The following is a 23,327-nucleotide window of genomic DNA, read 5'->3' as shown; positions in this document are numbered from 1 at the left end:
AAAAGCCTCGTCGAACCTTCACGGCTGAATTTAAACATCAACTTATTCAGCAATGCCAGCAGCCAGATACATCAGTGGCCAAGGTCGCAATGCAACATCAGATCAATGCCAATCTGTTGCATAAATGGATTCGTCAATCCAGATCAATACCCCCTGCATTAACAACCCCATCTAGTCCACAGACTGACTTTCTTCCGGTCATGCTTCACCCGACTCCAGCCAAACAAGACGCACCTCCGCTATCTGTTCCGGAGAAGAATACTGTCGCTCATATCAGAATTCCACTGCATCAGAAACAATGTTCTGCAAGAGATCAGGTGATCGAAATCGAATGGCCAGTGGAATCGGCCAAGGAGTTGCTGCTTTTACTTCAGGGCTTGATCAAATGATCCGTATCGATGAAATCTGGCTCTCTACCCAGCCGATGGACATGCGTGCGGGTATGGATACGGCTATGGCGCAGATCATGAAAGCCTTTGGCTACATTAAACCGCATTGTGCTTACCTGTTCTGTAATAAACGTGGCCATCGCATGAAAGTGCTGGTACATGATGGACTGGGCATCTGGCTGTGTGCCCGGCGGCTGGAACAGGGAAAATTCCACTGGGCGCAGGTTCACCAGGGTGAAAGCATGGCGATCAGTCCGGAACAGTTACAAGCACTGATCCAGGGTTTGCCCTGGCAGCGCATTGGACGACAGCAGGTGGTGACGATGCTTTAAACCAGGCTGGTCCATTCTGCTATTCTCCAAACGTTCTATTTCCTCTGCGTCATGACCTCAGGCATACTGCGGTCATGAATACGCTGCCAGACTTAAGCCAACTGACCCATGAACAACTGCTGGAATTTACCAGACAGTTGGCAATGCAGCATCAGTCTCTGGCACAATCAAATCAAGAATTAGAAAAATCAAACCAGCAATTGGATGCCAAAGTTCAACATCTTTCTATTCTCAATCAAAAATACGAGCATGAACTGGCGCTGTTTAAACAGCACAAATTCGGTAGTAAAAACGAACATCTCACCGCAAAACAAATCCATCTGTGGGATGAGGCGGTCGAAGAAGATATCACAGCAGTCGATCTGGAACTGGAGCGGCTGAATGCAGATAAAACCGATGCAGCGACACACAAAGCCAAAGCAAATAAACCTAAACGTCGACTGCTGCCCGATCATCTACACACCATTCGTATTGAGCATGAACCAACATCAACCCAATGTGCTTGTGGCTGCCAACTCCGTCGTATCGGCGAAGATATCAGTGAAAAACTGCATTTCAGACCGGCACAGTTCTATAAGGAACAGCATGTGCGTGGCAAATGGGTCTGTGATCAGTGTGACACCCTGACTCAGCAAGCGATGCCCGCCTATGTGATTGATAAAGGCATTGCTTCACCTGAACTGCTCAGCCATGTGCTGGTCTCGAAATACGCTGATCATTTGCCGCTGTACCGTCAGCGCCTGATCTATCAGCGGGCGGGCATTGATCTGTCCAGATCTACTTTATCTGACTGGATTGGTCGCTGCGGTGTGGAACTGGAACCTCTGGCCAATGCCTTAAAACAGGTGGTGCTGCAACAGCGGGTGCTGCATGCAGATGAAACACCAGTCACCATCATGCGGATGGGTGAGAATGATAAAAAACCGAAGAAAGGTTATGTCTGGGCCTATGCCACTACACAGTACAATCCAGTTCAAGCCGTGATCTATGACTTTCAGGATAGTCGTTCAGGTCAGCATGCAGAAGAGTTCCTGAATGGCTGGCAGGGCCATCTGGTCTGTGATGATTACAGCGGTTATAAAGCACGCTTTAAATCAGGCGATGTCATTGAGGTGGGCTGCATGGCACATGCACGTCGTAAATTTCATGAACTGCATGTGACCGGGAAAAGTCAGATCGCTGAACAGGCATTAGTGCTGATTCAGAAACTGTATGCGATAGAAGCAGAACTCAGGAAAAAGACCGATGGTACAGCAGAACAGCGCCGCGAATACCGACAACAGCATAGTCAACCGGTGATGCAACAACTGTATGAATGGCTCAACCAACATCAACTGACTGTGCCATCGAGTTCTCCAACCGCCAAGGCGATCAATTACACTCTGAAGCGTTGGCCAGCTTTAAGCCGCTATCTGGATGATGGCAATCTACCGATTTGCAATAACTGGGTGGAAAACCAGATGCGCCCCTGGGCGTTGGGACGTAAGAACTGGTTATTTGCAGGTTCGCTGCGCAGCGGTCAGCGAGCAGCCAATATTATGACATTAATCCAGTCAGCAAAGCTGAATGGGCTGGATCCGTATGCCTATTTAAGTGATGTGCTGAAAAGATTGCCGACACATAAAGTGACTCAGATTGAAGAATTGCTACCACACCGCTGGAAACCTGAACCGAATTAAAAAATAGGCATGGGGTTCAGCGGACGCTTACTGCTTTATTAAAAAATGAGAGTTTAATCAATACGCAACATATGCTTTCAAGTTTACCACTCTATCGTTGTATTTATTTTGATCCAATATCAGGCTTAATTAAAGTTTCAGCACGTGATGAATGGAGCTTTCATAGAGAATATAAAACTAAAGATAAGGAACATATACTTAAAGAAAATTTAGAAGCAGAGAAATTATGGGCTAAATATAAACTAGAAATATTATATATTGAGACGGAGGTTAGTGATGGACTAAAAGCACTTTCAAAATACATTATAGATATAGATATAGATAAGATTAAGCTTAAAAGTGATGAAAAAAAATTATTAAATGAAATTTTGTTGCCTCTGCGTTACTTGATTAAGCATATGGCATTTAAAGAAGAACAAGAATGTCGAATGGTTTATGTTACACAGATGGATTGTGAGTTGATTAAATATGATGAAAAAATTAATCGTATTTATATTGATTATGAGCCATCTCTAATGGAGCATTTAGAAACAATTTATTTAGCACCTAAAGCAAAGGATGAAAAAATGGTATTTGAGTATCTTTGTGCAAAAGGACAGGATGTAAGAGGTAACAAAAAACCAGTAAGAATAAAAGTTTCTAAAAACCCATTTCGTTAATGTTTTGCCACCGTAGGGCGCCTTTTTTATTACTAAAAGAAAAGGAATGAGTACTTTCAAAAATATTGTAAATTTCATATATTTAATGATTAATATTAAGATGAAAAACAAGGAATAACACTGATATGAAATTTACAAAAACATTTTTAACATTAGCAGCTTTGGGTATGTCTACATTTGCATTGGCTAAACCTATGCCTTATACAATTACGGTAGAAGATAAAGCTGTTGTACCTGTTCTTAAGAAGGAAGTTATTCGTAAAGCAGATGGTCAAGATGCAACAAGACACGTAGAAGCAACAATTTTTGAGGTAACGAATAAAGGAAAGGATGTTGTTGCTCGAGAAGTAGAATTTGATGATGATCAGCAGCAGTTTTCAGATAAGAAATTATCTATTCCGGTTTTAAAAGAAGGTGGTGTAATAGTACCAACATCAAAAATTGAACTCATTACAACTGTGACCCAAGATGGGCAAGTACTTTCACAAAATAAAGTAATTGATGCTGAAGGTGTTGAGTTCAAAAAGAGTCAAGTTGAACCTATAAAACGTACGCTAAAATTAAATGAAACAAAAGGTGTTGATACAACTAAAAAGGTATCTCATGTTGTAACGACTAAAGATGGTGAGAAAACACGCGATCTTTTAATTATTGATGATAATCAGTAATGCAAAAAGTAGTATATAAGAGTATGTTTAATCGAATAGTTTAGGTTTTCAAGTTCAAAGTTTAATTTACATAAATCCATTAAAAATTGTTTAAAAAATGGCTAATATGAAATTAAACAAATAGGAGAAATAACATGAAAAAAGTTTTAATGATGACGGGTGCTTTAGCTGTTTCTACATTTATGTTAGTTGGCTGTGAAACGATGAATGCAGATCAACAACGAATTGGCGCAGCAGCCATTGGTGGTGCTGTTGGTGGTGGTGTTGGTAGTAAAGTGGGCGGAAGTGCTGGTGCTATTGTTGGTGCTGGTGCAGGCTCTGCAGTAGGCAGTAAAACTCAAAATGGTTCAAACCGTAATGCGGCTTACAGTGGTGTAGGTGGCGCAGTGGGTGCAATTTTAGGTAAAGAGATTATTGGTGGAAATACTGGTGCTGCTATTGGTGGTGCACTAGGTGGTGGTGCAGGTGCTGCACTCGAGCAAAAGAAATAATATCTCATTCATTTAAAATAAAAAAAGTGCAAAATATTGCACTTTTTTTATTTGTATTCAGCTTTTAGGGGAGCTGTAATTGTGACTTTATATTGAAAATGAACATTATTTAGGCTTAATTTGAAAAGTGACTTAATTGTATAAAATAATAAGAAAGAAAATATCTAGCTGATAACTGGAGTAAATTTAATAAAAAACTCTGATAAAATATAATTTTTAACAAATACTACTTCCTATGTTTGCAATTCTTGCTGCCATTACAGTTATGTTTGGACTGTCATTGGCTCGTGTTCCTGTAGTATTCGCACTCATTATTGGTGCTGTTACAGGTGGCCTTTTGGCTGGACTTGGTGTCCATGGAACCATCGAAGCTTTTAATAGTGGATTAGGTAATGGTGCGCAAATTGCACTAGCTTATGGTGTGTTGGGTGCTTTTGCTTTGGCTTTGGCTCGTTCAGGTTTACCAGATTTACTTGCTTATAAATTGATTACTACTCTGAAAGGGGATAGTGATATAAAGGCACAAAATCGTGTTAAATACATGATCTTTGGTACTATTGGACTTGCTGCAATTTGTTCTCAGAACGTAATTCCTGTCCACATTGCTTTTATTCCAGTTCTTATTCCTCCATTACTTGGTGTATTTAATCACTTGAAATTAGACCGTCGTTTAATTGCTTGTGTGCTTACATTTGGTCTTGTGGGAACATATATGTTGGTGCCTTTCGGGTTTGGTGCAATTTTCCTAAATGATATTTTAGGACAAAACATTAATACATTTGGTAAGCCGTATGGATTGAGTATTTCATATGACCAAATTCCACATGCAATGGCGATCCCTGTATTTGGAATGTTTATTGGATTATTAATAGCAATATTTTTTAGTTACCGAAAACCAAGAGAATATGCAGATTTAAATGTTAAATCTTCACAACATTCTATTTCTAGTAGTGTGAAATGTGATGAAAATGGTAAACCAATCATAGCTAAATTTACATTAATTATGGCTGCTATTGCCGTAGTGATGACGCTATTTGTTCAGGTTATATCGGATTCAATGATTTTGGCAGGACTTGTTGGTGTTGCTATTTTAAGTTGTGCTGGCATCTTTAAGTGGAAAGAAGCAGATGATGTTATTGTGAACGGTATGCGCATGATGGCATTGGTTGGCTTCATTATGATTTCAGCACAAGGTTTTGCAGCTGTTATTGAGGCAACAAATCAAGTTCCTGCATTAGTTCAAGCATCTGTTCAGTGGATTGGCGATAGTCAAGGTTTAGCAGCATTTTGGATGCTACTCATTGGTTTGCTTATTACATTAGGTATTGGTTCATCTTTCTCGACTGTTCCAATTCTAGCTATTATTTATGTTCCGTTGTGCTTACAGTTTGGCTTTAGTCCTGCTGCAACAATTGCACTTATTGGTACAGCAGCAGCTCTAGGTGATGCTGGTTCACCTGCTTCAGATTCAACATTAGGTCCAACATCAGGCTTAAATATGGATGGTCAACATGACCATATGAGAGATAGTGTGGTTCCAACTTTTATTCATTACAACATTCCGTTGATGATTTTTGGTTGGATTGCAGCAATGATTTTATAGTTTTAATTTTATAAAAATATTGGAAGTTAATATATTTATTTCTGATAATTTTAGTAGGATTAAAACAATATTAATTGAATTAATAAGGTTGGATTTAAAACCAACCTTATTGGTCAATTAAAAATAAATAACAATAAAAAACAATGATTTAAAAATAAATAAAATATTAGTGAAATAATATGTATTGCATAATTTTCATACTCATGTTTATTATAATATTATTCATAACAAAGGTGTTGTTAAAATGCTAAAACAAGTAGCTCTTATTGTATTAATGGGTACAGTTGCGTCTACAGCTATGGCTGGTCAGTGGCAAGTGAAAGTAGGTGGTTCATTAGTTTCACCAACAGGAAGTACAAATCTTGATGGTGCTAAAGTTGAAGCAGACTATCAATATGCATTTACACCATCTGTAGAATATTTTTTCAATGATGCTTTTTCTGCAGAATTATTATTAGCAAATCCAATTAAACATGATATTAATATGGAGGGGGCTGGTACTATTGCAACTATTAAGCAACTCCCACCAACATTAACCTTTAAATATAATTTTGTGAACAATTCACAATTCACACCATATGTAGGTTTAGGTGCGACAGGTTTCTTTGCATTTAGCGAAAAAGGTGCGGTTGCTAAAGTTAAAAATACAGCTGGTGTAGCAGGTCAATTAGGTGTGAACTTTAAACCTGCTGATGCGAAAAACTGGGGTGTGTTTGCTGACGTACGCTATGCAGATCTTTCTCCCAAAGTACGTGTAAATGGTGTTGACGAAGAATTTAAGTTAGATATTGATCCTGTAGTTTACACACTAGGTTATAGCTACAAGTTCTAATTATTTAGAAATGTAGAATATAAGAAGCCTCATCAAATGATGGGGCTTTTTTGTGATTGAAATTTGAGAATAGAATTTTTTGAATTTGCTATTGAAAAATATCGACTATGCTCCAATTCATACTATATCCAAAACAATGTATTGAATTTAAGGAGTAATGAATGAGCGAGCAAAGCGCACAAAAACATAGTTTCCAAGCTGAAGTGGCTCAGCTATTACATTTAGTGACGCATTCTCTATATTCAAACCCAGAAATTTTTCTACGTGAATTGATTTCGAATGCATCGGATGCATGTGATAAATTGCGTTTTGAAGGGATTAATCATCCTGAATATTATGAAAATGATCCTGAATTACATGTTCGTGTAAGCCTAGATAAAGACAATAAGACAATTACAATTTCAGATAATGGAATTGGTTTAACTCAACAAGAAGCGATTGATAACTTAGGTACGATTGCAAAATCGGGTACGAAAGACTTTATGTCTAAGCTTTCTGGCGATCAAAAGTCAGATGCACAATTAATTGGTCAGTTTGGTGTTGGCTTCTATTCGGGTTTTATTGTTGCTGAAAAAATTACGGTTGAATCACGTCGTGCGGGTACACTTACTAATGAGGGTGTTCGCTGGGTAAGTGGCGGAACAGGCGATTTTGAAGTTACACAAATTGAAAAAGAAAGCCGTGGTACAGATATCATTCTGCATTTACGTGATGATGCACTTGAGTACTTAGAAAGCTACAAAGTGAAGAATATTATTAATAAATATTCAGATCACATTAGCCTGCCAATTGAAATGCAAAAAGAAGTTTGGCAACAAGAAGAAGTTGCTGAAGGTGAAGAGCCTAAAGGCGGTCAATACGTTAAGAGTGATGAGTGGGAAGCAATTAACTCTGCAAGTGCTTTATGGACACGTAATAAGTCTGAAATTACGGAAGAGCAATACGTAGAATTTTATAAAAATTTAAGTCATGATTTTGAAGCACCACTTGCATGGTCGCATAACCGTGTTGAGGGGAGCACTGAATATACGCAACTGCTTTATATTCCAAGCAAAGCACAAAGTAATATTTTCACGCGTGAATCGAAACCAGGCATTAAACTGTACGTGAAACGTGTATTTATTATGGATGAAGCAGAAAATTTAATTCCAAATTATTTACGCTTTGTTCAGGGCGTGGTGGATAGTGCAGATTTACCTTTAAACGTAAGCCGTGAATTACTTCAAGAAAGCCGTGATGTAAAAACTATTCGAGAAGGTAATACACGCCGTATTCTTACCATGCTAGATGGCTTGTCTAAATCGGAAGATGAAAAAGACCAAGAGAAATTTAAAACGTTCTATGCAGAATTTGGTTCTGTCCTAAAAGAAGGCTTGGGGCAAGATACAACAAATCATGAACGCATTTTAAAGCTACTTCGTTTTGCAACATCAACTAATGATGAAGTTTCAACGTCTTTGGCAGATTACAAAGCACGCATGAAAGAAGGGCAAAATGCAATTTACTACGTCACTGCCGATAGCCTAAATGCTGCAAAAAATTCTCCTCAACTAGAATTGTTTAAGAAAAAAGGCATTGAAGTATTGTTAATGTCTGAACGTGTAGATGAGTGGGCAATGGAATTTGTTCATGAGTTTGATGGCACATCTATGCAAAACGTAGCAAAAGGCGCGGTTGATTTGGGTGATCTTCAAGATGCAGAAGAGAAAAAGGCATTAGAAGAAGCAGCTGAGCAATTTAAACCTGTTGTAGAAAAGCTATCTGCTTCATTAAATCAAAAGACCAAAGAAGTACGTGTAACGACTCGTCTAGTCGATTCTCCTGCATGTTTGGTAACAAGTGACGGTGATTTATCTCCACAGCTATTACGCATGTTAAAACAAGCAGGGCAACCTGTACCTGAAATTAAGCCAATTTTAGAAATTAATCCTGAACATCCTTTGGTTAAAAAGTTAGAAAATACAGAACAGTTTGATGACTTAGCCAATGTGATTTTTGATCAGGCATTAATTGCAGAAGGTGGTTTACCAGATGATCCTGCTGAATATATTAAGCGTATTAATAGCTTATTATTGAAGTAATGATTAGGTTGTATAGAATATAAAAAAAGCCTCCTTTGGGAGGCTTTTTTTATACATAATCTCTGAAGGATAAAATTGCTTATATATCATTCAATTTATCAATGTAAATAATAAGAAAATACGTCCATCTTTAAATCTAAAAAACAAATTAAAATATAAATTATGATCTATAATAACGATGTTTGGTTTTAACCTTAAGTTTTGGAGTTAAATTTATGAAATTGTTTCTATCTCTCGTTGCTGTTATCAGTGTTTCATTGGGTTCTATGCAAGTAGCCGTTGCACATATTTCGGAAAAGACAGGTAGTCATCAGTCAAAAGTTTCTGTAAGTAAAGAACTAAGTCATGTAGAAATTAATCCATTTGTAGATCAATAACGTTTAGCAAAAGCTGAAAGTGAAAAGTCCCAAATTGATTCAAAAATGGCTAAAAAGAAACGCTTTGTTCGTGAAGGTCGTGTTATGAAATATAAATCAGTTGTATAACTGTTGTTGTAAAAAGCCCATCTAAAGATGGGCTTAAATTTATGCATTTTTAATATGAGAGTTTAAGGCATTCAGTAAATCTAGCGTGGCTATAGGCTGTGTTAACGATGCGATGATTTCTTGGATTTTTTGCCAATTTAAGCCTTGTTGGCGGGTAAATGTAACGTAAGGATAAGCAAGTTCCTGTTCATTAAGCATTAAACGATTTTTGCCACAAATTAAACGAATTTTCCCACGTTCTTCTAAAAATAATAACGGGGTTTCAGCATGTGCTTCATCTTCTTCAAAGAGAATAAATTTTCGGTTTGACACTAAACTTTGTGGAATAAAGGGAAAGTATGAGTCTTTTTGCCACACAATGATGTTGGAAGAAGTATAGGTTTTAAAAAGTGATTCATCACTATTCAATGCGTCTTTTAAGTCTTGCCATTTAAGTTGCCGAATTGCTGAAAATTCACGAGATAAATTTTGGCTGTATAATTTCAGCGAATGTATCGCTTCTATTTCATCTTCAGCTCCCATATATATAATATATTGGGTGAAGTTTCCGATAGATGTTGTTTCTTCTGCCATGAAAATTGGACGATCAATCAAATTTCCAATATTTAATGCATTAATAAGAATAATACTGCGTGAATTTTCTTGAGTAGGCAGACAATATAGCGAAGATTCAGCATCATTAATGCGAATAGGTGTTACAGGAAAGTCTATGTCATTTAGGCGAACATGTTGGAGTTTTGGAGTGGTTTGTTGTATTGGGGCTTCCAATAAAACGGGTTCTTCTACGTTTAAATTGACCGAATGATTGACTTTATTTTCTGCTAAATCATTTTTTAATGTGGGGTTATGTGTAGTTTGAGATTCTTCCACAATCACATTTTGTGTATTCATTTTCGTTGTTTGTGGAAGTGGATCTGCTTTTTGTGTCGATATTTTAGGGTTTGTAACACCCAGTTGAGCCAGATGAGATGCAACGATTTTGACCTCATTTTTAACAAAACCTTTTGGAAGATATTGTTGAAAAATAGGTTCATCAAATAAAGCACAAATATCCTGAAGGCGCTTTTTTGTTTGAGCCGTTTCGAAAAGTGAAAGAGAACCATGCTCTAAGCTTGCTGTTAGTGCTTTAAGTTCTACAATGTATTTAACTTTTTCAATATTGTTCATTTTTAGTGGCTCAAATGAGCTTGTTCACCTTTTTTAAGTAGCTACCTAAAACAATATTTAGTGCTAATTCAACGAGTTTATATTCTGAAGAATGCGGATTTTGATATTTCTCTGCCATTTCAATTAAATGTTGAACATTGATTGCCTGAGGAGAAACTTCATTTCGTATGAGTGCTTGCAAGAGAGGTAAATGCATAATGAACTCGAAGATTTAGGTGTGATTGTGGTTTATGTGCAGTGAATTGAGCAACATAAACAATATATTGAATCAACAACTTCGTTACTTCTTTGAATAATAATCAATCGAATTGAAAATGCAAAGAAAAAAGCCATCTATTTAGATGGCTTTTTCAACAAATAAACGATTTTATTTGTGCGGAACTTCACATTGATCATCTGCACATGTAGGTGCATTTTCTGCATTTGTTTCAGCTGCAGCAGGAGTTTCAAGCGCTTTTTCCATAACTTGTTTAAATACTTCAGTTGGTTGGGCACCAGCTAAAGCAACACGCTGGTCAAATACAAAGAATGGAACACCTGTTACTTGTAACTGATCACGTGCCACATCTTCATCAAATTTAACGAAATCTGCATATTCTTCAGAATCGAGTAAATCATCAACTTCGACAGGGTTTAAACCAATACGAGATGCAACATCTTCAAGCGTTTCGCGCTCACCAATTGGTAAGCCTTGTGTCATATAACTAAAAAATAATGCTTCTTTGGCTTCTGAACCTAAACCTTTACTTTGAGCAAGGTGAATTAAGCGATGCGCATTGAATGTATTGCCTGAGTTTGCACCTTCCCAGTTAAATTCAATTCCTTCTTCTTTTGCCATAGTCGCAATATTGCGCTGCATTTCTTCAACTTCTTCAAGCGTACGACCATACTTTTGTGCCAAACGCTCAGAGTTTGAAATTTCTTGGCGTACAGGTGCATCTGAGTCTAATTGATAGCTGTGCCAATGAACTTCTAGTTCTACACCTGCTTCAGTTGCCGCTTTTTCTAATCTTTTTTTACCAATATAACAAAATGGGCAAACTACATCTGACCAAATATCTACACGCATGAGAATTCTCTTTTTTTCATTACTTGTTTTTAAAGTGGGGATAGTTTGAATAAATTAAAGCATGAAATTCATAATTTGGTGTTAAACGTACAAAATGTCATAAGAAATTAACCTGTTTATACCGTTTTTTCTAATTTTATAAAACCTTTAAAAATAAAGTGTTGTTACGGTTGGAGATTGCATTTTGTATAAAAAACATGCAATTATAAGGTTCAAATTGACTATACTTTTGTATAGGAGAAAACAATGAAACGCGTGGTTTTAGTCATTGCTGCTACAACATTGAGTATTTTTGGATATTTAATTTATCAATACAAAGTACAACAAAATGAATTGGCACAATTAGAAATTTATCAATCGGTTATACAAGATAAAGGTGAATTGATTTTTGAGTCAGCGCAAAAGTGGCAAAAACCAATTTCAGTAGATTTAAACACGACAGATTTAGAAGGCGATTATAAAATTATGGCGGACTTTGTGCTGAATTTTATGGTGCAAAGTGCGGAAGCTCGAAATACGTATTTACGTGAATTAAAAGCGTTAAAGTGGGATAAGTTTTTAGATGTAAATCGTTTAGAAAAAGATAAAAAAAATAAATATGAAGAAACGGAAATTATGTTTATTGCTGTAAAAGAGGTCATGACTCGTTATCAAGAAAGTATGGAACGACGTGATGAATTGGCATTAAACGAGGCGAAACATTTAAAAGTAAATCCGCGTTTTCGTCGTTATTTAACAGAATCTATGAAAGAAGTAGTGAAACAAAATAACGGGCAAGAATTATTTGAACTTGAACAGCAAAGTTTTGCAAAGGCGCAGGCTTTATTTGCCATTTTAAAAGAGAGTAAGTGGCAAGCGAAGAATAATATGTTTCTGTTTCAGGGGGATGATCACGTGAAACAGTTCAACCAAATTTATAAAGAAATGCTTGAGCTAGATAAGCAAATGAAGAAAGTAAGTCAGAAAAATCAAAAAGCGATAGAAGCAAGTTTGTAGGGTTTGAAATTTGAAAAAAAGGATGCATTTGCATCCTTTTTTAATCTACGAATTATAAATTAAGCAGATTTTTTGAACCAAGAGAAAATGCCTTTTTTCTCTGTTGTTTCAGCAGCTTTCGCTTTTTTCTGGTCACATTCTGCTTTTTTAGAGCAGTCTTTTTTCATTTTATCTTGTTTAGCTTCAGCTTTTTGATCAATCATTTGTTTGATTTCTTTAGCTTCTGCTTTTACAGCAGCTTTATTTTCTTTTGCTTGAGCATCGATTGAGTTTGTAAGGTCAGCTGTTACTGCTTTGTTTACATCTTTAATTGCTTTGCTATCTGCATTTACAGCTTGATTAATATTTTTGCTTAATTCTTTTACAGCAGTTTTGCTTTCTTTCTTTTGTTGATCGATTGATTTTAGCGCTTCATATTTTTCAGCACGAAGTTCTTTCTTTTCAGCAGATGCTTCTTTTTTTACATCTTTAATTGCTTTTTTTGCATCTACTACTGGAGTAATTGTTGGTGCTGTTGTTTCAGCTGCCATAGCAGTTGCTGAAGATGCAATAATTGCAGTTGCAAGGATAGTTTTAAGCATGTTCATGCGGAACCCCAAAGGAAAATTTAAATAGAGAGGTTGATAATACTCACTTAAGTTATAAGATTTTGATGTATATGATTTTATTGGGTGTTTAGTGAACTAAAGTTACAAAGTGATAACAATGTTATAAATATTCATAGTGTTGTTCTAAAAAGAGTTTTTAGTAAAAATTTAAAAAGAGGTAGAAGTGAGTTGGTAGGGTTGGAAATTTTAAAAAGGATGCAGGTGTATTCTTTGTAAGTATTGAAGATTTTTGTAATAAAAAACTGCCACCACAATCTTTTTTCTATATCTAAAAGAAACCCCGCAATAAGCGGGGTTTCTTTTTATCTTAGTATTTAAAAATTAAACACGTTCAATAATAGTCGCAATACCTTGACCAAGACCGATACACATAGTCGCAAGACCAATTTGCGTATCTTGTTGCTCCATTACGTTTAGAAGCGTAGTCGTAATACGAGCACCAGAACAACCCAATGGGTGACCAAGCGCAATAGCACCACCATTCAAGTTCACCATATCTTGCTTCTCATAAAGACCTAAACCTTTAAGAACAGATAAACCTTGAGCAGCAAACGCTTCATTCAACTCAATCGTTTGAATATCTGCCATGCTCAAACCAGCACGTTTAAGCGCTTTTTGAGTTGCAGGAACAGGGCCATAACCCATAATTGCAGCATCGCAACCTGCAACCGCCATAGAGCGAATTACAGCACGAGGTTTTAAACCTAAAGCTTGAGCACGTTCAGCAGACATCAATAACATTGCAGAAGCACCATCAGACAAAGCAGAAGATGTTGCTGCCGTTACAGAACCACCTTTAGGATCAAATACAGGACGTAACGCAGCAAATGCTTCAAGATTTGCATCAGGACGAATAACTTCATCGATATCGCAAAGCTGTTTAAAGCCATTCGCATCGTGACCTTCAATGCCTACAATTTCGTTTTTGAAACGACCTTCTTGTGTTGCAGTCCAAGCACGTACATGTGATTCCACACCAAAACGATCTTGCTCTTCACGAGAAATACCATTCATACGACCTAACATTTCAGCTGTTAAGCCCATCATGTTAGATGCTTTAGCATAATGCTTAGATGCTTCAGGGTTAAGGTCAATGCCGTGCATCATCCCTACGTGACCCATATGCTCTACACCACCAATAATGAAGATATCACCTTGGTTCGTCGCAATTTGACCTGCCGCCGTGTGAATTGCTTGCATAGAAGAACCACAAAGACGGTTAACAGTTTGACCTGCAACAGTTTTTGGAAGATCAGCCAATAATGCAATGTTACGACCAATGTTCATGCCTTGTTCTAGAGTTTGGTTAACACAACCCCAGATTACATCTTCAACTTCGTTAGTATCAAACTGGTTACGAGCAACCAATGCACGTACTAATTCAGCAGATAAGCTGTCAGCACGAACATTACGGAACATACCATTTTTGGTTTTACCCATTGCTGAACGTACACCATCAACGATGACAACGTCACGTGGATTTAAAGTAGCCATTCACGTTGCTCCTTAACCGTAGAATTTTTTGTTGTTAGCAGCCATGTCACGCAACATTTGTGGCGCTTCATAAGCTTTACCTAAGTGAGCATATTTGTCGCAAAGCGCAACGTATTCAGCAACACCTGTTTGGTCGATGTAACGTGCAGGACCGCCACGGAATGGAGGGAAACCTACACCCATAATCATCGCCATATCTGCTTCAGAAGCAGTCGCAACAATATTGTCTTCTAAGCAACGAACAGTTTCATTACAGAAAGCAAGCATCATACGATCAATGATTTCTTGAGCATCAAATTCACGTTTTTCTGCAGTTGCAACAGAAGCAACAAGCTCGTATGCAGTTGGATCAACCACTTTGGCTTTTTTACCTTTACGGTCAAGTTCGTACTTGTAGAAACCAACATCGTTCTTTTGACCCAAACGGTTTGCTTCGTACATAGTTTGGATTGAACCTTTGAAGTCTGGCTTCATACGGTCAGGGAAACCTTCAGCCATTACTTCGGCACCGTGAACGCCAGTATCAATACCTACAACGTCCATTAAGTAAGCAGGACCCATAGGCCAGCCGAATTTTTCCATTACTTTATCGATTTGCTGGAAGTCTGCACCATCTTTAAGAAGAAGGTCGAATGCACCAAAGTAAGGGAACAATACACGGTTCACAAGGAAGCCTGGACAGTCATTTACAACGATTGGTGTTTTACCCATTTTTTGAGCAAGTACAACAGTTGTTGCAATTGCTTCTGCAGAAGTCTTCTCACCACGGATTACTTCAACCAAAGGCATCATGTGAACTGGGTTGAAGAAATGCATACCTACAAAGTTTTCAGGACGCTCTAAGTTTTCAGCCAAGCGAGTGATTGAAATTGTAGATGTGTTCGATGCAATGATTGTATTTTCGCGAACTTTCTTCTCAGTTTCAGACAATACAATGCCTTTCACTTTCGGGTTTTCAGTTACAGCTTCAATAACAATATCAACGTCTTTAAATTCGTCATAACTTAATGATGGACGAATGCGCGCAAGTGTTTCACCCATTTTTGCAGGGGTCATTTTCTTACGTTCAACTTGTTTGGTTAGTAAACCATTTGCTTCTTTCATACCTAAAGCAAGTTGCGGATTACCAATATCTTTCATGATAATTGGTGTACCTTTGCTTGCCGCTTGATAAGCAATACCACCACCCATAATACCAGCACCTAAAACAGCAGCTTGGTTTACAGGATGAGCGCCTTTTTCATAACGCTTAGATGTTTTTTTCACAATTTGGTCGTTGATGAATAAACCAATCAACGCGCCAGCTTGAGGTGTTACCGCAGCTTTAGCAAAACCTTGTGCTTCAATTTTTAAAGCTTCATCACGTGGAAGGCTTGCACCTGCTTGCAAAGAATCTAAAAGAAGCTTTGGTGCAGGATATTGTGCAGGATTTGCTTTAGAAAGTACCGCACCTTTAGATGAGTTAAATGCCATCATTTGTTCGATAGGGCTTAATTTAACAGGATCTAATTTTTCTTGACGTTTTGCTTTCCAGTCTAAACGACCTGAAATCGCTTGTTTAACAAGGTCAATAGCAGCATCGTTAAGTTTTTCAGCAGCAACAACAGCATCAACAGCACCATCTTTAAGTGCAGCAGCAGGTTTTTTAGGATTAGCCATAGCCATCCATTCAACTGCATTGTCGATACCGATCACACGGCTTAAACGAACCGTACCACCAAAGCCAGGGAAAATCCCTAATTTGATTTCAGGTAAGCCAACTTGTGCTTGTTCAGACATGACACGATAGTCACAAACAAGACACATTTCGAAACCGCCACCTAAAGCCATACCGTTAATAGCGGCTACTTTAGGAATGTCTAAATCTTCGAAAGAATTAAAAATGTTATGAACAGGCAATGCCCAATCTACAATCGCTTGTTTACCTTGTGCAAAGTTATCACCGAATTCAGTAATATCTGCACCTACGATGAACGTAGATTTGCCCGAAGTTACAATTAAGCCTTTAACATCGTTATTTGCCTTAACCGCTTCAATTGCAGCTTTAAAATCTTCAATTGTTGCACGGTTAAATTTGTTGACCGACTCACCTTGTAAGTCAAAGCGGAATTCTGCAATTCCGTCCGAAAGCATTTGGACGGTAATGGCATTGCCAGCGTGGATCATGCCTGATCTCCTTTATTTTGGAGGACTTCTTAAGTTGATGTTTTGAAGTGTATGCGCTTTCCCGCGCAGGTATACTTCACTAATCTTACGATAACTATATCTAAAAAGAACATAACAAGTTGTATCAAGCCGTGACGCAAGGGTCATGAATTTATATCCGACCTTTACTTACATAGATTTTTTACAACTTTAGCTCACTATGAATAGATATTATGAAATGATTGTTTCAATTCAATTTTTTAATAGTTTCATAATATTCTATATTGGAAATTAGTATGAAATTTCAAGTTTCATTTGAGCATATTTTTTGTCAAAAAAGTCAATTAATTAAGCGTAGCTGCATTTACTATGAAAAATAGAAAACAGCATTTAGATGGCAATAGCGGGAATTGTGTGCAAAATTTGTTATAATTTCTGCAATTATGAATGTCTTTAATGATGTAAGACAAATTAAAAATATTTTTAGGTGGTTTTATGATTAAGTGGATTATTTTGGCGATTTTTGTTGCCTCTGCTTTGTATATTCAGCGCCGAGGGAAAGTTCGCCATACGTTTTATCGTCAATTTTTTGACCATTCAACGATTCTTGCCCCAATTAATTTTCTCATGTACAAGTTCTCGAAAGTGCCTAATGAGCCTTATATCGATACACAGCATTTTAAAGATTTAAAAGTGTTAGATGAAAACTGGGAAATGATTCGTGATGAAGCAAAAGCACTGTACGAGCAAGGTGGAATCAAAGCTTCTGAAAAGTATGATGATTTAGGTTTTAACTCTTTCTTTAAAACGGGGTGGAAGCGTTTTTACTTAAAATGGTATGACTCTGCACATCCATCTGCTGCTGAATTATGTCCAAAAACAACTGCATTATTAAAAACACTACCAACGATTAAGGCTGCAATGTTTACTGAACTTGCACCCGATAGTCGTTTGGTTAGACATCGTGATCCATACGCAGGTTCATTGCGTTATCACTTAGGTTTAATAACACCGAATGATGATCGTTGTTTTATTGATGTAGATGGTGAGCGTTATTCTTGGCGTGATGGGGAAAGCGTTGTTTTTGATGAAACCTATATCCACTATGCTGAAAATACAACAGATCAAAACCGCATTATTTTCTTTGCTGATGTTGAGCGACCATTAAAATCAAAACTTATGGAGCGTTTTAATCATTGGTTTGGAAAAAATGTGATGACTGCTGCTAGTTCTCCAAATGAGTCGAATGATAAAACGGGTGGGCTAAATAAGGCATTCGGTTATATTTATCAAATTCGTATTAAAGCGAAAGCATTGAAGCAAACAAATAGAGCGCTTTATTACTTTTTAAAATGGTTTTTAATGTTAGGAATTTTCTTCTTAATTTTTGTTAGACCGTATATTTTTTAATCGTTGATTTTAATCAATTATTTTTATAAATAATGGGGTGGTGCTTAGCACTATCCCATTTTTTTGTTAAATACGTCAATAAAACTGTTGAAAAATGCTATTTTTTCGGTATTATTGATTAAATACTAAACAAAAAAATAAAAATTGGAGAAAAATCATGAAAATCATAAAATTAATTTTAATTGGAATGGTTGTAGCACCATCACTAGCTTATGCAGCAGATGGAACAATTACGATTACTGGTAAAGTTTTAGACAATACCTGTACGATTGGTGGTACTAGTCCAGGTAATTATACAGTTGCATTACCAACAGTGATTAAAAGTGCATTCACAGCAATTAATACAACAGCTGGTGAGAAAGATTTTCAAATTGCATTAACAAATTGCCCATGGCCAGCCAATATTAGTACATTTTTTGAATCAAGCAATGCAAATGTAACAACTACAGGTCGTTTAAGTAATACGATTCTCTCTGGAAATGGTGGCTCTAATGCTCAGGTTGAATTGGTGAATGGGGCTACATATATTAATTTAAAAGGTACAACGCTTTTAGGGCAAAGTGATACACCACTAACATTTAGCTCATCATCAGATACAACGAATACTCATACATTTGCATTAAAGGCGAGATATTATGCTGCAGTTCATCCAGTGACAGCAGGTCCTGTGTCGACATCAGTTACTTATAATATTGTTTATGACTAAATAAAATTATTATAAAAATTATAACTGGCATGGAGTAAATGTCGGATGAATAAATATAAAGTGCTTATATTTATGATATTGTTGCAAGTTCAATTTGCACATGCCGGTATAGTTATTGCAGGGACTAGGTTCATTTATCCGAGTTCGGAAAACTTTGTTTCAGTCGATATTGAAAATACTGGAAGTCAAACATTATTGGTACAAGCATGGGTTGATACAGAAAATGAAGTAACGGATTTGAGTCAGTCAAAAGCCCCATTTGTTGTAAGTCCACCCTTAAAAGCTTTAAATGCTAAAATGGGACAGTCATTAAGAATAATTTTTAATAAGAAACAAAAGCTTTCAGAAGATAGAGAAACATTATTTTGGTTAAATGTGTTGGAAATACCACCTAAACCAGAGCATTTAGATAGTTATATTCAATTTGCAGTAAAAAGCAAATTAAAATTGATTTATAGACCGAGTTCATTAAAAGAACCAAAAGAAGATACTTTTAATAAAATCAATGTTAAAGCCCAAGATGGAAGCGTTATATTTGAAAATCCTACACCTTATTATATCAATTTTGGTAAGAAGAAATTATTTTTGAAAGATGGACGCTCTGATGATTTGGTGGGTGTTCGATATTTAGAACCATTTGAAACAAAAATAATAAAGCCAATAAATAATGGGGTTTTCGATAAAGTAGAAATGTACGTAATTAATGATTTTGGAACAGCATATCAAATTAGTAAGTCTTTCTAGTTTTAGGGGGGATTTATAGTGAGAATTTCACAAAAATTAATAAGAAAAATATCTTTGTGTTGTTCATTTATTGTATCAAATTCAACAGTATATGCATTAAATTTTGATTATAATCTGTTGCATGGTGTTCCCCATCAAAACATAAATTTTGATGATGTTCTAGGTGGGAAATTTACTCAAGAAGGGGAGTATTACTTAGAGGTATATCTAAATAATAGATATATCACGCGTTCTAAAGTTTATGTATTTAAGAATAATGAAGATCTAACAAATCAAAATGTTTGTATCCCTTTTACATCATTTAAAGCAATTGATTTTAAAGAAGATGCTGTTAAACACATTGATACTTCTAAAGATTGTATAGAGAGTTCTTATATTGATACACAGATACATTGGAAAACGGATTTAGATCGTCATCGATTAGATATTTCTAGCCCGCAATCATTCATTAATGAACGACCCCGAGATTATATAGATCCTATATTATGGGAAGATGGGATATCGAGTGGATTTATTCGCTATAACTATAATTTTTATGAATTTAGTTATAATAATCAAAAAACAAGTAAGTATGATTTTTTAAATTTAGATGCGGGCATTAATTTAGGGTCATGGCAATTACGTCATTCAGGAAACACTAGTTTTTTAGCGCAAGAAAAGAAATACACCACAAATGAAACTAAGCTCATAAAAGCATTTCCTGAGTATACAGCTCAGTTAGTGCTAGGAGATTTTTATTCTTATGGACAAGGTGGTGATGTAAATTCTACAGTGTCATTAAGAGGATTACAGTTTTCAACTGACGAGCAAATGCTACCTTCTTCTGTAAGGTCATTTGCACCTGTTATTACGGGTTATGCAAATACGAATGCACTTGTACGAGTTAAGCAAGATAATCAGATTTTGTTTGAAAAAGCTGTACCAAGTGGAAGTTTTAGTATTGGTGATATGTATAGTCCTGTTTCAAGTGGACCTATTTTTGTTGAAATTATTGAGTCGAATGGGGAGATTAAGTCTTTTAGTATCCCCTATAACTCTTTTATTCGGGTCTTAAGACCAGGGCAATATCGTTATAATTTGGCTTTGGGGCAGTATAGGCAAAATAATGATGTTTATAATGAAAAAGTTTTAAGCTTAAGTGGGGAGTATGGCTTAAATAATATAATCACTTTATATTCTTCATTATTATTGAGTGATAATTATCTTGGAACAACGGTTGGTGGGAACTTTAATACGTATTTAGGTGGTGTTTCACTGTTTTATAATTATATGAATGCAAATTTGCATAATGAGTTTCAAGATAGTGATTATATTGGTTTTAAATACAATACATTATTTAATCAGAAAACAAATTTAGCATTTGGATATACACGCTATCTGGATGATCAATACTATTCATTTAATGATGTAATGAATATTCATTATTTAAATAAAAATGATAGTTCATTTAATCTATACGATAGTAACCAAAGAGAAAAAGCATCTTTTTATACTTCAATTTCTCATTATTTTGGGCGTAACTTTGGCACATTAAGTGCAAACTATTCGGAAAGCCAGTATTGGTTTCGACCGAGTCAGATTTCATACCAATTAACGTATTCAAATCAGCTGAATAGACTTATAAATTATTCAATTGGTGTTCAACATTTACAATCTGTTAATCGCTTAAATAATGATTCGGATACACAGGTTGTTGTAAGTTTGAATATGCCTCTGGATATTGCTAAGAAAAGAGCAACATTATCATATAGTGGTTCTTATGTTCCTCATGCAGAGAATCTCAATACGCATAAGCTAGGTATAGCAAGTACATTAGGTGAATATGATCAAATTGGATATGGAATAAATTTTAATCAAAATTCAAATCAAGAAAGTATTAGCACCTCTTTAAATTATCGTTCTAGCCCTGTTTTATTATCTACAACGTATTCATCAAATTTTAAAGATAGCCAGCAATATTCTATTCAAGCTCAAGGAGCAATTGTTGCACATAAATATGGGATAACACTCAGCAATGAAATAGGAAATACATACGGTATTGTTCGAGCTAAAGGTCTTGAAGGTGTACATTTAAAAAATGGTTTAAATTCAAAAGTTGATTATTGGGGAAATGCAATAGTTCCTCATTTAATTCCTTATCAATATAATAATATTCAAGTTGACTCACAAACATTGCCTCTAAATGTTGATATTGATTCGACAAGTAAACAAGTACTTCCTAAAAATTATACAAGTTCACTTATTACATTTAATACAAATTCATCGCAAAAGGCATTGATTGATTTAGTTAATGAAAATGTGAGTATTCCATTGGGAGCACAAGTTTTCAATGAGAATGAGCTGTTGGTGGGGGTAGTGGGTCAGGGACAACAAATATATTTAGAGGATGTTCAAGCTACAAATTATAAGGTTCAGTGGGAGCAGCAACACTGTAATTTTTCTATAGAAGAACAGGACTTATTGTTCACTTCTTTGCCTTTTTTAAATCTAAGTGTTACATGCAAATAATAAGGAAAAACACTATGTATAGAATAATATTGGGTTTATTTGCATCTTTAATGTTTAGTTGTGCTTATGGTATATGCACCAAAGCAGCATTTGATATTTACTTGACTAGTAGTAATTCGCTACTACCTAAAACTATGAATTATAATAAGTATGATAGCGGTGATTATGTTGGGGGAGTTGGCGGTTTTCAGATGTTGAATCAAGCTGATTATAGTTATGCAGGGCTTTGTTGCATAAAGGCTTGAAAGGCTGAGCTCCCCTAGGTGAGCCAAATTTAAGAGACAACTTGGGTATGAGGACGACCTAATTCTGTGAATTTATTCAAGACTGCCATGCGTGCGTGGATCTCATTCACCTGACTAGGAAAACTCCTTGCTGTTAATTTATCGCCTAATAATTTGATGCAATGCATCTTCGTTTCAACCAAACTCCGACGGTGATAACCAGACCACTTTTTCCAAAGCGATCTACCTAGACGTTTGACTGTCTTTAATAACTCGTTCCGCTCGATAGACCTCGCTTGCTGATCTTTCCAAGGCTTTGCATTTTTCCTCGGTGGAATGATCGCATGTGCATCTCGATCTAAAATGACTTGTCGGCAATGCTTTGTGTCATAAGCACCATCTGTATAAACAGAATCAATTTTCTCATCCAAGGGAATTTGAGAAAGTAAATCTTCAAGTACTTGAGAATCACCAACATCATTTGTAGTGAGCTGTACAGCACGTATTTGAAGAGTTTTAGCATCTATAGCAATATGCAGCTTACGCCATTGACGACGATATTCAGCCCCATGTTTCTTGCATTTCCATTCACCTTCACCTAGAAACTTCAAACCAGTAGAGTCTACGAGTAGATGCAGACCATCACTACTTTTTTCATAGCTAATCGCAATATCAATATGTTTTTGTCTTCTGCAAAGCGTAGTGTAATCCGGCGCTGTCCAATCTAATCCAGAGAGTTTAATCAGACTTTGAACAAAACCTGTGACCATACGTAAAGAGAGTCGAAATAGAGATTTGATCATTAAGCAGCATTGAATCGCTGTATCGGAGTAGGTCTGATTTCGACCTTGCTTGCCTTGTGATTGTGCATACCACTGGGTCTTTGGATCAAACCAAATGGAAATATTACCCCGGTTGATTAAGGCTCGATTATAGGATGACCAATTGGTTGTACGATAGATTTTAGGGGCAGGTTTATTCATTTTGAAATTATATTGCTGAATAAGCCTTCCATGCTAGGTTTGTGCAACAAAGCC

Annotated in this window: 22 protein-coding genes; 15 read left to right on the top strand and 7 right to left on the bottom strand. The window is 36.3% G+C overall.

Features of this window, described 5'->3' with window-relative positions; genetic code table 11:
• The 10 genes from tnpA to AC5YDH_RS13115 all read left to right on the top strand — a co-directional run.
• A partial coding sequence (gene tnpA / locus AC5YDH_RS13160; protein ID WP_496119876.1) for an IS66-like element accessory protein TnpA occupies window positions 1–389 on the top strand: 389 nt, incomplete at its 5' end.
• On the top strand, window positions 386–721 hold the full coding sequence (gene tnpB, locus AC5YDH_RS13155; RefSeq protein ID WP_496118774.1) for an IS66 family insertion sequence element accessory protein TnpB: 336 nt from the start codon (window positions 386–388) through the stop codon (window positions 719–721). The genes tnpA and tnpB, both read left to right, overlap by 4 nt.
• Before the next feature lie 74 nt (window positions 722–795).
• Window positions 796–2,400 (top strand): IS66 family transposase, encoded by a 1,605-nt coding sequence (gene tnpC / locus AC5YDH_RS13150; protein WP_496118776.1) that lies wholly within the window; start codon window positions 796–798, stop codon window positions 2,398–2,400.
• Between the two features lie 71 nt (window positions 2,401–2,471).
• Entirely contained in the window at window positions 2,472–3,059 is a 588-nt protein-coding gene (locus AC5YDH_RS13145) for a hypothetical protein (RefSeq protein WP_496120160.1), read from the top strand.
• Window positions 3,060–3,184: 125 nt separating this feature from the next.
• Entirely contained in the window at window positions 3,185–3,727 is a 543-nt protein-coding gene (locus tag AC5YDH_RS13140) for a hypothetical protein (RefSeq protein ID WP_496120158.1), read from the top strand.
• 134 nt (window positions 3,728–3,861) lie between these two features.
• Window positions 3,862–4,218 carry a YMGG-like glycine zipper-containing protein gene (locus tag AC5YDH_RS13135; RefSeq protein WP_496120156.1) on the top strand — a complete coding sequence of 119 codons (357 nt, stop codon included), beginning with the start codon at window positions 3,862–3,864 and terminating at the stop codon, window positions 4,216–4,218.
• Window positions 4,219–4,453: 235 nt separating this feature from the next.
• On the top strand, window positions 4,454–5,821 hold the full coding sequence (locus AC5YDH_RS13130) for a Na+/H+ antiporter family protein (RefSeq protein WP_496120154.1): 1,368 nt from the start codon (window positions 4,454–4,456) through the stop codon (window positions 5,819–5,821).
• 244 nt (window positions 5,822–6,065) lie between these two features.
• Window positions 6,066–6,653, top strand: a complete 588-nt coding sequence (locus AC5YDH_RS13125) for an OmpW/AlkL family protein (RefSeq protein ID WP_496120153.1) — start codon at window positions 6,066–6,068, stop codon at window positions 6,651–6,653.
• Window positions 6,654–6,814: 161 nt separating this feature from the next.
• The gene (gene htpG, locus AC5YDH_RS13120) at window positions 6,815–8,734 is read left to right on the top strand and encodes a molecular chaperone HtpG (protein ID WP_496120151.1); all 1,920 of its coding nucleotides are present in this window, start codon (window positions 6,815–6,817) and stop codon (window positions 8,732–8,734) included.
• Between the two features lie 215 nt (window positions 8,735–8,949).
• A complete protein-coding gene (locus AC5YDH_RS13115; RefSeq protein WP_496120149.1) occupies window positions 8,950–9,111 on the top strand; it encodes a hypothetical protein in 162 nt (53 codons plus the stop codon).
• A gap of 147 nt (window positions 9,112–9,258) precedes the next feature.
• Here the strand turns inward: AC5YDH_RS13115 and AC5YDH_RS13110 are convergent, their stop codons facing one another.
• From AC5YDH_RS13110 to AC5YDH_RS13100, 3 genes are all read right to left on the bottom strand, one after another.
• Complete coding sequence (locus AC5YDH_RS13110) at window positions 9,259–10,386, bottom strand: hypothetical protein (RefSeq protein ID WP_496120147.1); 1,128 nt, start codon at window positions 10,384–10,386, stop codon at window positions 9,259–9,261.
• A 10-nt stretch (window positions 10,387–10,396) separates the two neighbouring features.
• Window positions 10,397–10,582, bottom strand: a complete 186-nt coding sequence (locus AC5YDH_RS13105) for a hypothetical protein (protein WP_496120145.1) — start codon at window positions 10,580–10,582, stop codon at window positions 10,397–10,399.
• A 171-nt stretch (window positions 10,583–10,753) separates the two neighbouring features.
• The gene (locus AC5YDH_RS13100) at window positions 10,754–11,455 is read right to left on the bottom strand and encodes a DsbA family oxidoreductase (protein ID WP_496120143.1); all 702 of its coding nucleotides are present in this window, start codon (window positions 11,453–11,455) and stop codon (window positions 10,754–10,756) included.
• Between the two features lie 246 nt (window positions 11,456–11,701).
• Between AC5YDH_RS13100 and AC5YDH_RS13095 the strand changes: the two genes are divergently transcribed.
• Window positions 11,702–12,451, top strand: coding sequence for a hypothetical protein (locus AC5YDH_RS13095; RefSeq protein ID WP_496120141.1), 750 nt, complete (start codon window positions 11,702–11,704; stop codon window positions 12,449–12,451).
• Between the two features lie 59 nt (window positions 12,452–12,510).
• Here the strand turns inward: AC5YDH_RS13095 and AC5YDH_RS13090 are convergent, their stop codons facing one another.
• The 3 genes from AC5YDH_RS13090 to fadB all read right to left on the bottom strand — a co-directional run bounded on the left by AC5YDH_RS13090 (window position 12,511) and on the right by fadB (window position 16,719).
• A complete protein-coding gene (locus AC5YDH_RS13090) occupies window positions 12,511–13,038 on the bottom strand; it encodes a hypothetical protein (protein WP_496120139.1) in 528 nt (175 codons plus the stop codon).
• 342 nt (window positions 13,039–13,380) lie between these two features.
• Entirely contained in the window at window positions 13,381–14,553 is a 1,173-nt protein-coding gene (fadA, locus tag AC5YDH_RS13085; RefSeq protein WP_496120137.1) for an acetyl-CoA C-acyltransferase FadA, read from the bottom strand.
• 12 nt (window positions 14,554–14,565) lie between these two features.
• On the bottom strand, window positions 14,566–16,719 hold the full coding sequence (gene fadB, locus AC5YDH_RS13080) for a fatty acid oxidation complex subunit alpha FadB (protein WP_496120136.1): 2,154 nt from the start codon (window positions 16,717–16,719) through the stop codon (window positions 14,566–14,568).
• Window positions 16,720–17,193: 474 nt separating this feature from the next.
• Between fadB and lpxO the strand changes: the two genes are divergently transcribed.
• From lpxO to AC5YDH_RS13060, 4 genes are all read left to right on the top strand, one after another.
• Window positions 17,194–18,108 (top strand): lipid A hydroxylase LpxO, encoded by a 915-nt coding sequence (gene lpxO, locus AC5YDH_RS13075; protein ID WP_496120134.1) that lies wholly within the window; start codon window positions 17,194–17,196, stop codon window positions 18,106–18,108.
• A 157-nt stretch (window positions 18,109–18,265) separates the two neighbouring features.
• Entirely contained in the window at window positions 18,266–18,814 is a 549-nt protein-coding gene (locus AC5YDH_RS13070; RefSeq protein WP_496120132.1) for a fimbrial protein, read from the top strand.
• A gap of 45 nt (window positions 18,815–18,859) precedes the next feature.
• A complete protein-coding gene (locus AC5YDH_RS13065; protein WP_496120130.1) occupies window positions 18,860–19,558 on the top strand; it encodes a fimbrial biogenesis chaperone in 699 nt (232 codons plus the stop codon).
• 18 nt (window positions 19,559–19,576) lie between these two features.
• Window positions 19,577–22,066, top strand: a complete 2,490-nt coding sequence (locus AC5YDH_RS13060; RefSeq protein ID WP_496120128.1) for a fimbria/pilus outer membrane usher protein — start codon at window positions 19,577–19,579, stop codon at window positions 22,064–22,066.
• A gap of 274 nt (window positions 22,067–22,340) precedes the next feature.
• Here AC5YDH_RS13060 and AC5YDH_RS13055 read toward each other — a convergent pair whose 3' ends face one another.
• Window positions 22,341–23,273 carry an IS5 family transposase gene (locus AC5YDH_RS13055; RefSeq protein WP_496116183.1) on the bottom strand — a complete coding sequence of 311 codons (933 nt, stop codon included), beginning with the start codon at window positions 23,271–23,273 and terminating at the stop codon, window positions 22,341–22,343.
• Window positions 23,274–23,327: the final 54 nt, after the last annotated feature.

It is taken from the genome of Acinetobacter sp. FY683, from assembly GCF_059515885.1.
The sequence above is the reverse complement of the archived record's forward strand: the minus strand, read 5'-3'. Positions and strand labels throughout refer to the sequence as shown.

Coding starts and splice junctions, on each gene's coding strand:
- tnpB (WP_496118774.1), top strand. CDS start 386: ATGATCCGTATCGATGAAATCTGGCTCTCTACCCAGCCGATGGACATG.
- tnpC (WP_496118776.1), top strand. CDS start 796: ATGAATACGCTGCCAGACTTAAGCCAACTGACCCATGAACAACTGCTG.
- AC5YDH_RS13145 (WP_496120160.1), top strand. CDS start 2,472: ATGCTTTCAAGTTTACCACTCTATCGTTGTATTTATTTTGATCCAATA.
- AC5YDH_RS13140 (WP_496120158.1), top strand. CDS start 3,185: ATGAAATTTACAAAAACATTTTTAACATTAGCAGCTTTGGGTATGTCT.
- AC5YDH_RS13135 (WP_496120156.1), top strand. CDS start 3,862: ATGAAAAAAGTTTTAATGATGACGGGTGCTTTAGCTGTTTCTACATTT.
- AC5YDH_RS13130 (WP_496120154.1), top strand. CDS start 4,454: ATGTTTGCAATTCTTGCTGCCATTACAGTTATGTTTGGACTGTCATTG.
- AC5YDH_RS13125 (WP_496120153.1), top strand. CDS start 6,066: ATGCTAAAACAAGTAGCTCTTATTGTATTAATGGGTACAGTTGCGTCT.
- htpG (WP_496120151.1), top strand. CDS start 6,815: ATGAGCGAGCAAAGCGCACAAAAACATAGTTTCCAAGCTGAAGTGGCT.
- AC5YDH_RS13115 (WP_496120149.1), top strand. CDS start 8,950: ATGAAATTGTTTCTATCTCTCGTTGCTGTTATCAGTGTTTCATTGGGT.
- AC5YDH_RS13110 (WP_496120147.1), bottom strand. CDS start 10,386: ATGAACAATATTGAAAAAGTTAAATACATTGTAGAACTTAAAGCACTA.
- AC5YDH_RS13105 (WP_496120145.1), bottom strand. CDS start 10,582: ATGCATTTACCTCTCTTGCAAGCACTCATACGAAATGAAGTTTCTCCT.
- AC5YDH_RS13100 (WP_496120143.1), bottom strand. CDS start 11,455: ATGCGTGTAGATATTTGGTCAGATGTAGTTTGCCCATTTTGTTATATT.
- AC5YDH_RS13095 (WP_496120141.1), top strand. CDS start 11,702: ATGAAACGCGTGGTTTTAGTCATTGCTGCTACAACATTGAGTATTTTT.
- AC5YDH_RS13090 (WP_496120139.1), bottom strand. CDS start 13,038: ATGAACATGCTTAAAACTATCCTTGCAACTGCAATTATTGCATCTTCA.
- fadA (WP_496120137.1), bottom strand. CDS start 14,553: ATGGCTACTTTAAATCCACGTGACGTTGTCATCGTTGATGGTGTACGT.
- fadB (WP_496120136.1), bottom strand. CDS start 16,719: ATGATCCACGCTGGCAATGCCATTACCGTCCAAATGCTTTCGGACGGA.
- lpxO (WP_496120134.1), top strand. CDS start 17,194: ATGATTAAGTGGATTATTTTGGCGATTTTTGTTGCCTCTGCTTTGTAT.
- AC5YDH_RS13070 (WP_496120132.1), top strand. CDS start 18,266: ATGAAAATCATAAAATTAATTTTAATTGGAATGGTTGTAGCACCATCA.
- AC5YDH_RS13065 (WP_496120130.1), top strand. CDS start 18,860: ATGAATAAATATAAAGTGCTTATATTTATGATATTGTTGCAAGTTCAA.
- AC5YDH_RS13055 (WP_496116183.1), bottom strand. CDS start 23,273: ATGAATAAACCTGCCCCTAAAATCTATCGTACAACCAATTGGTCATCC.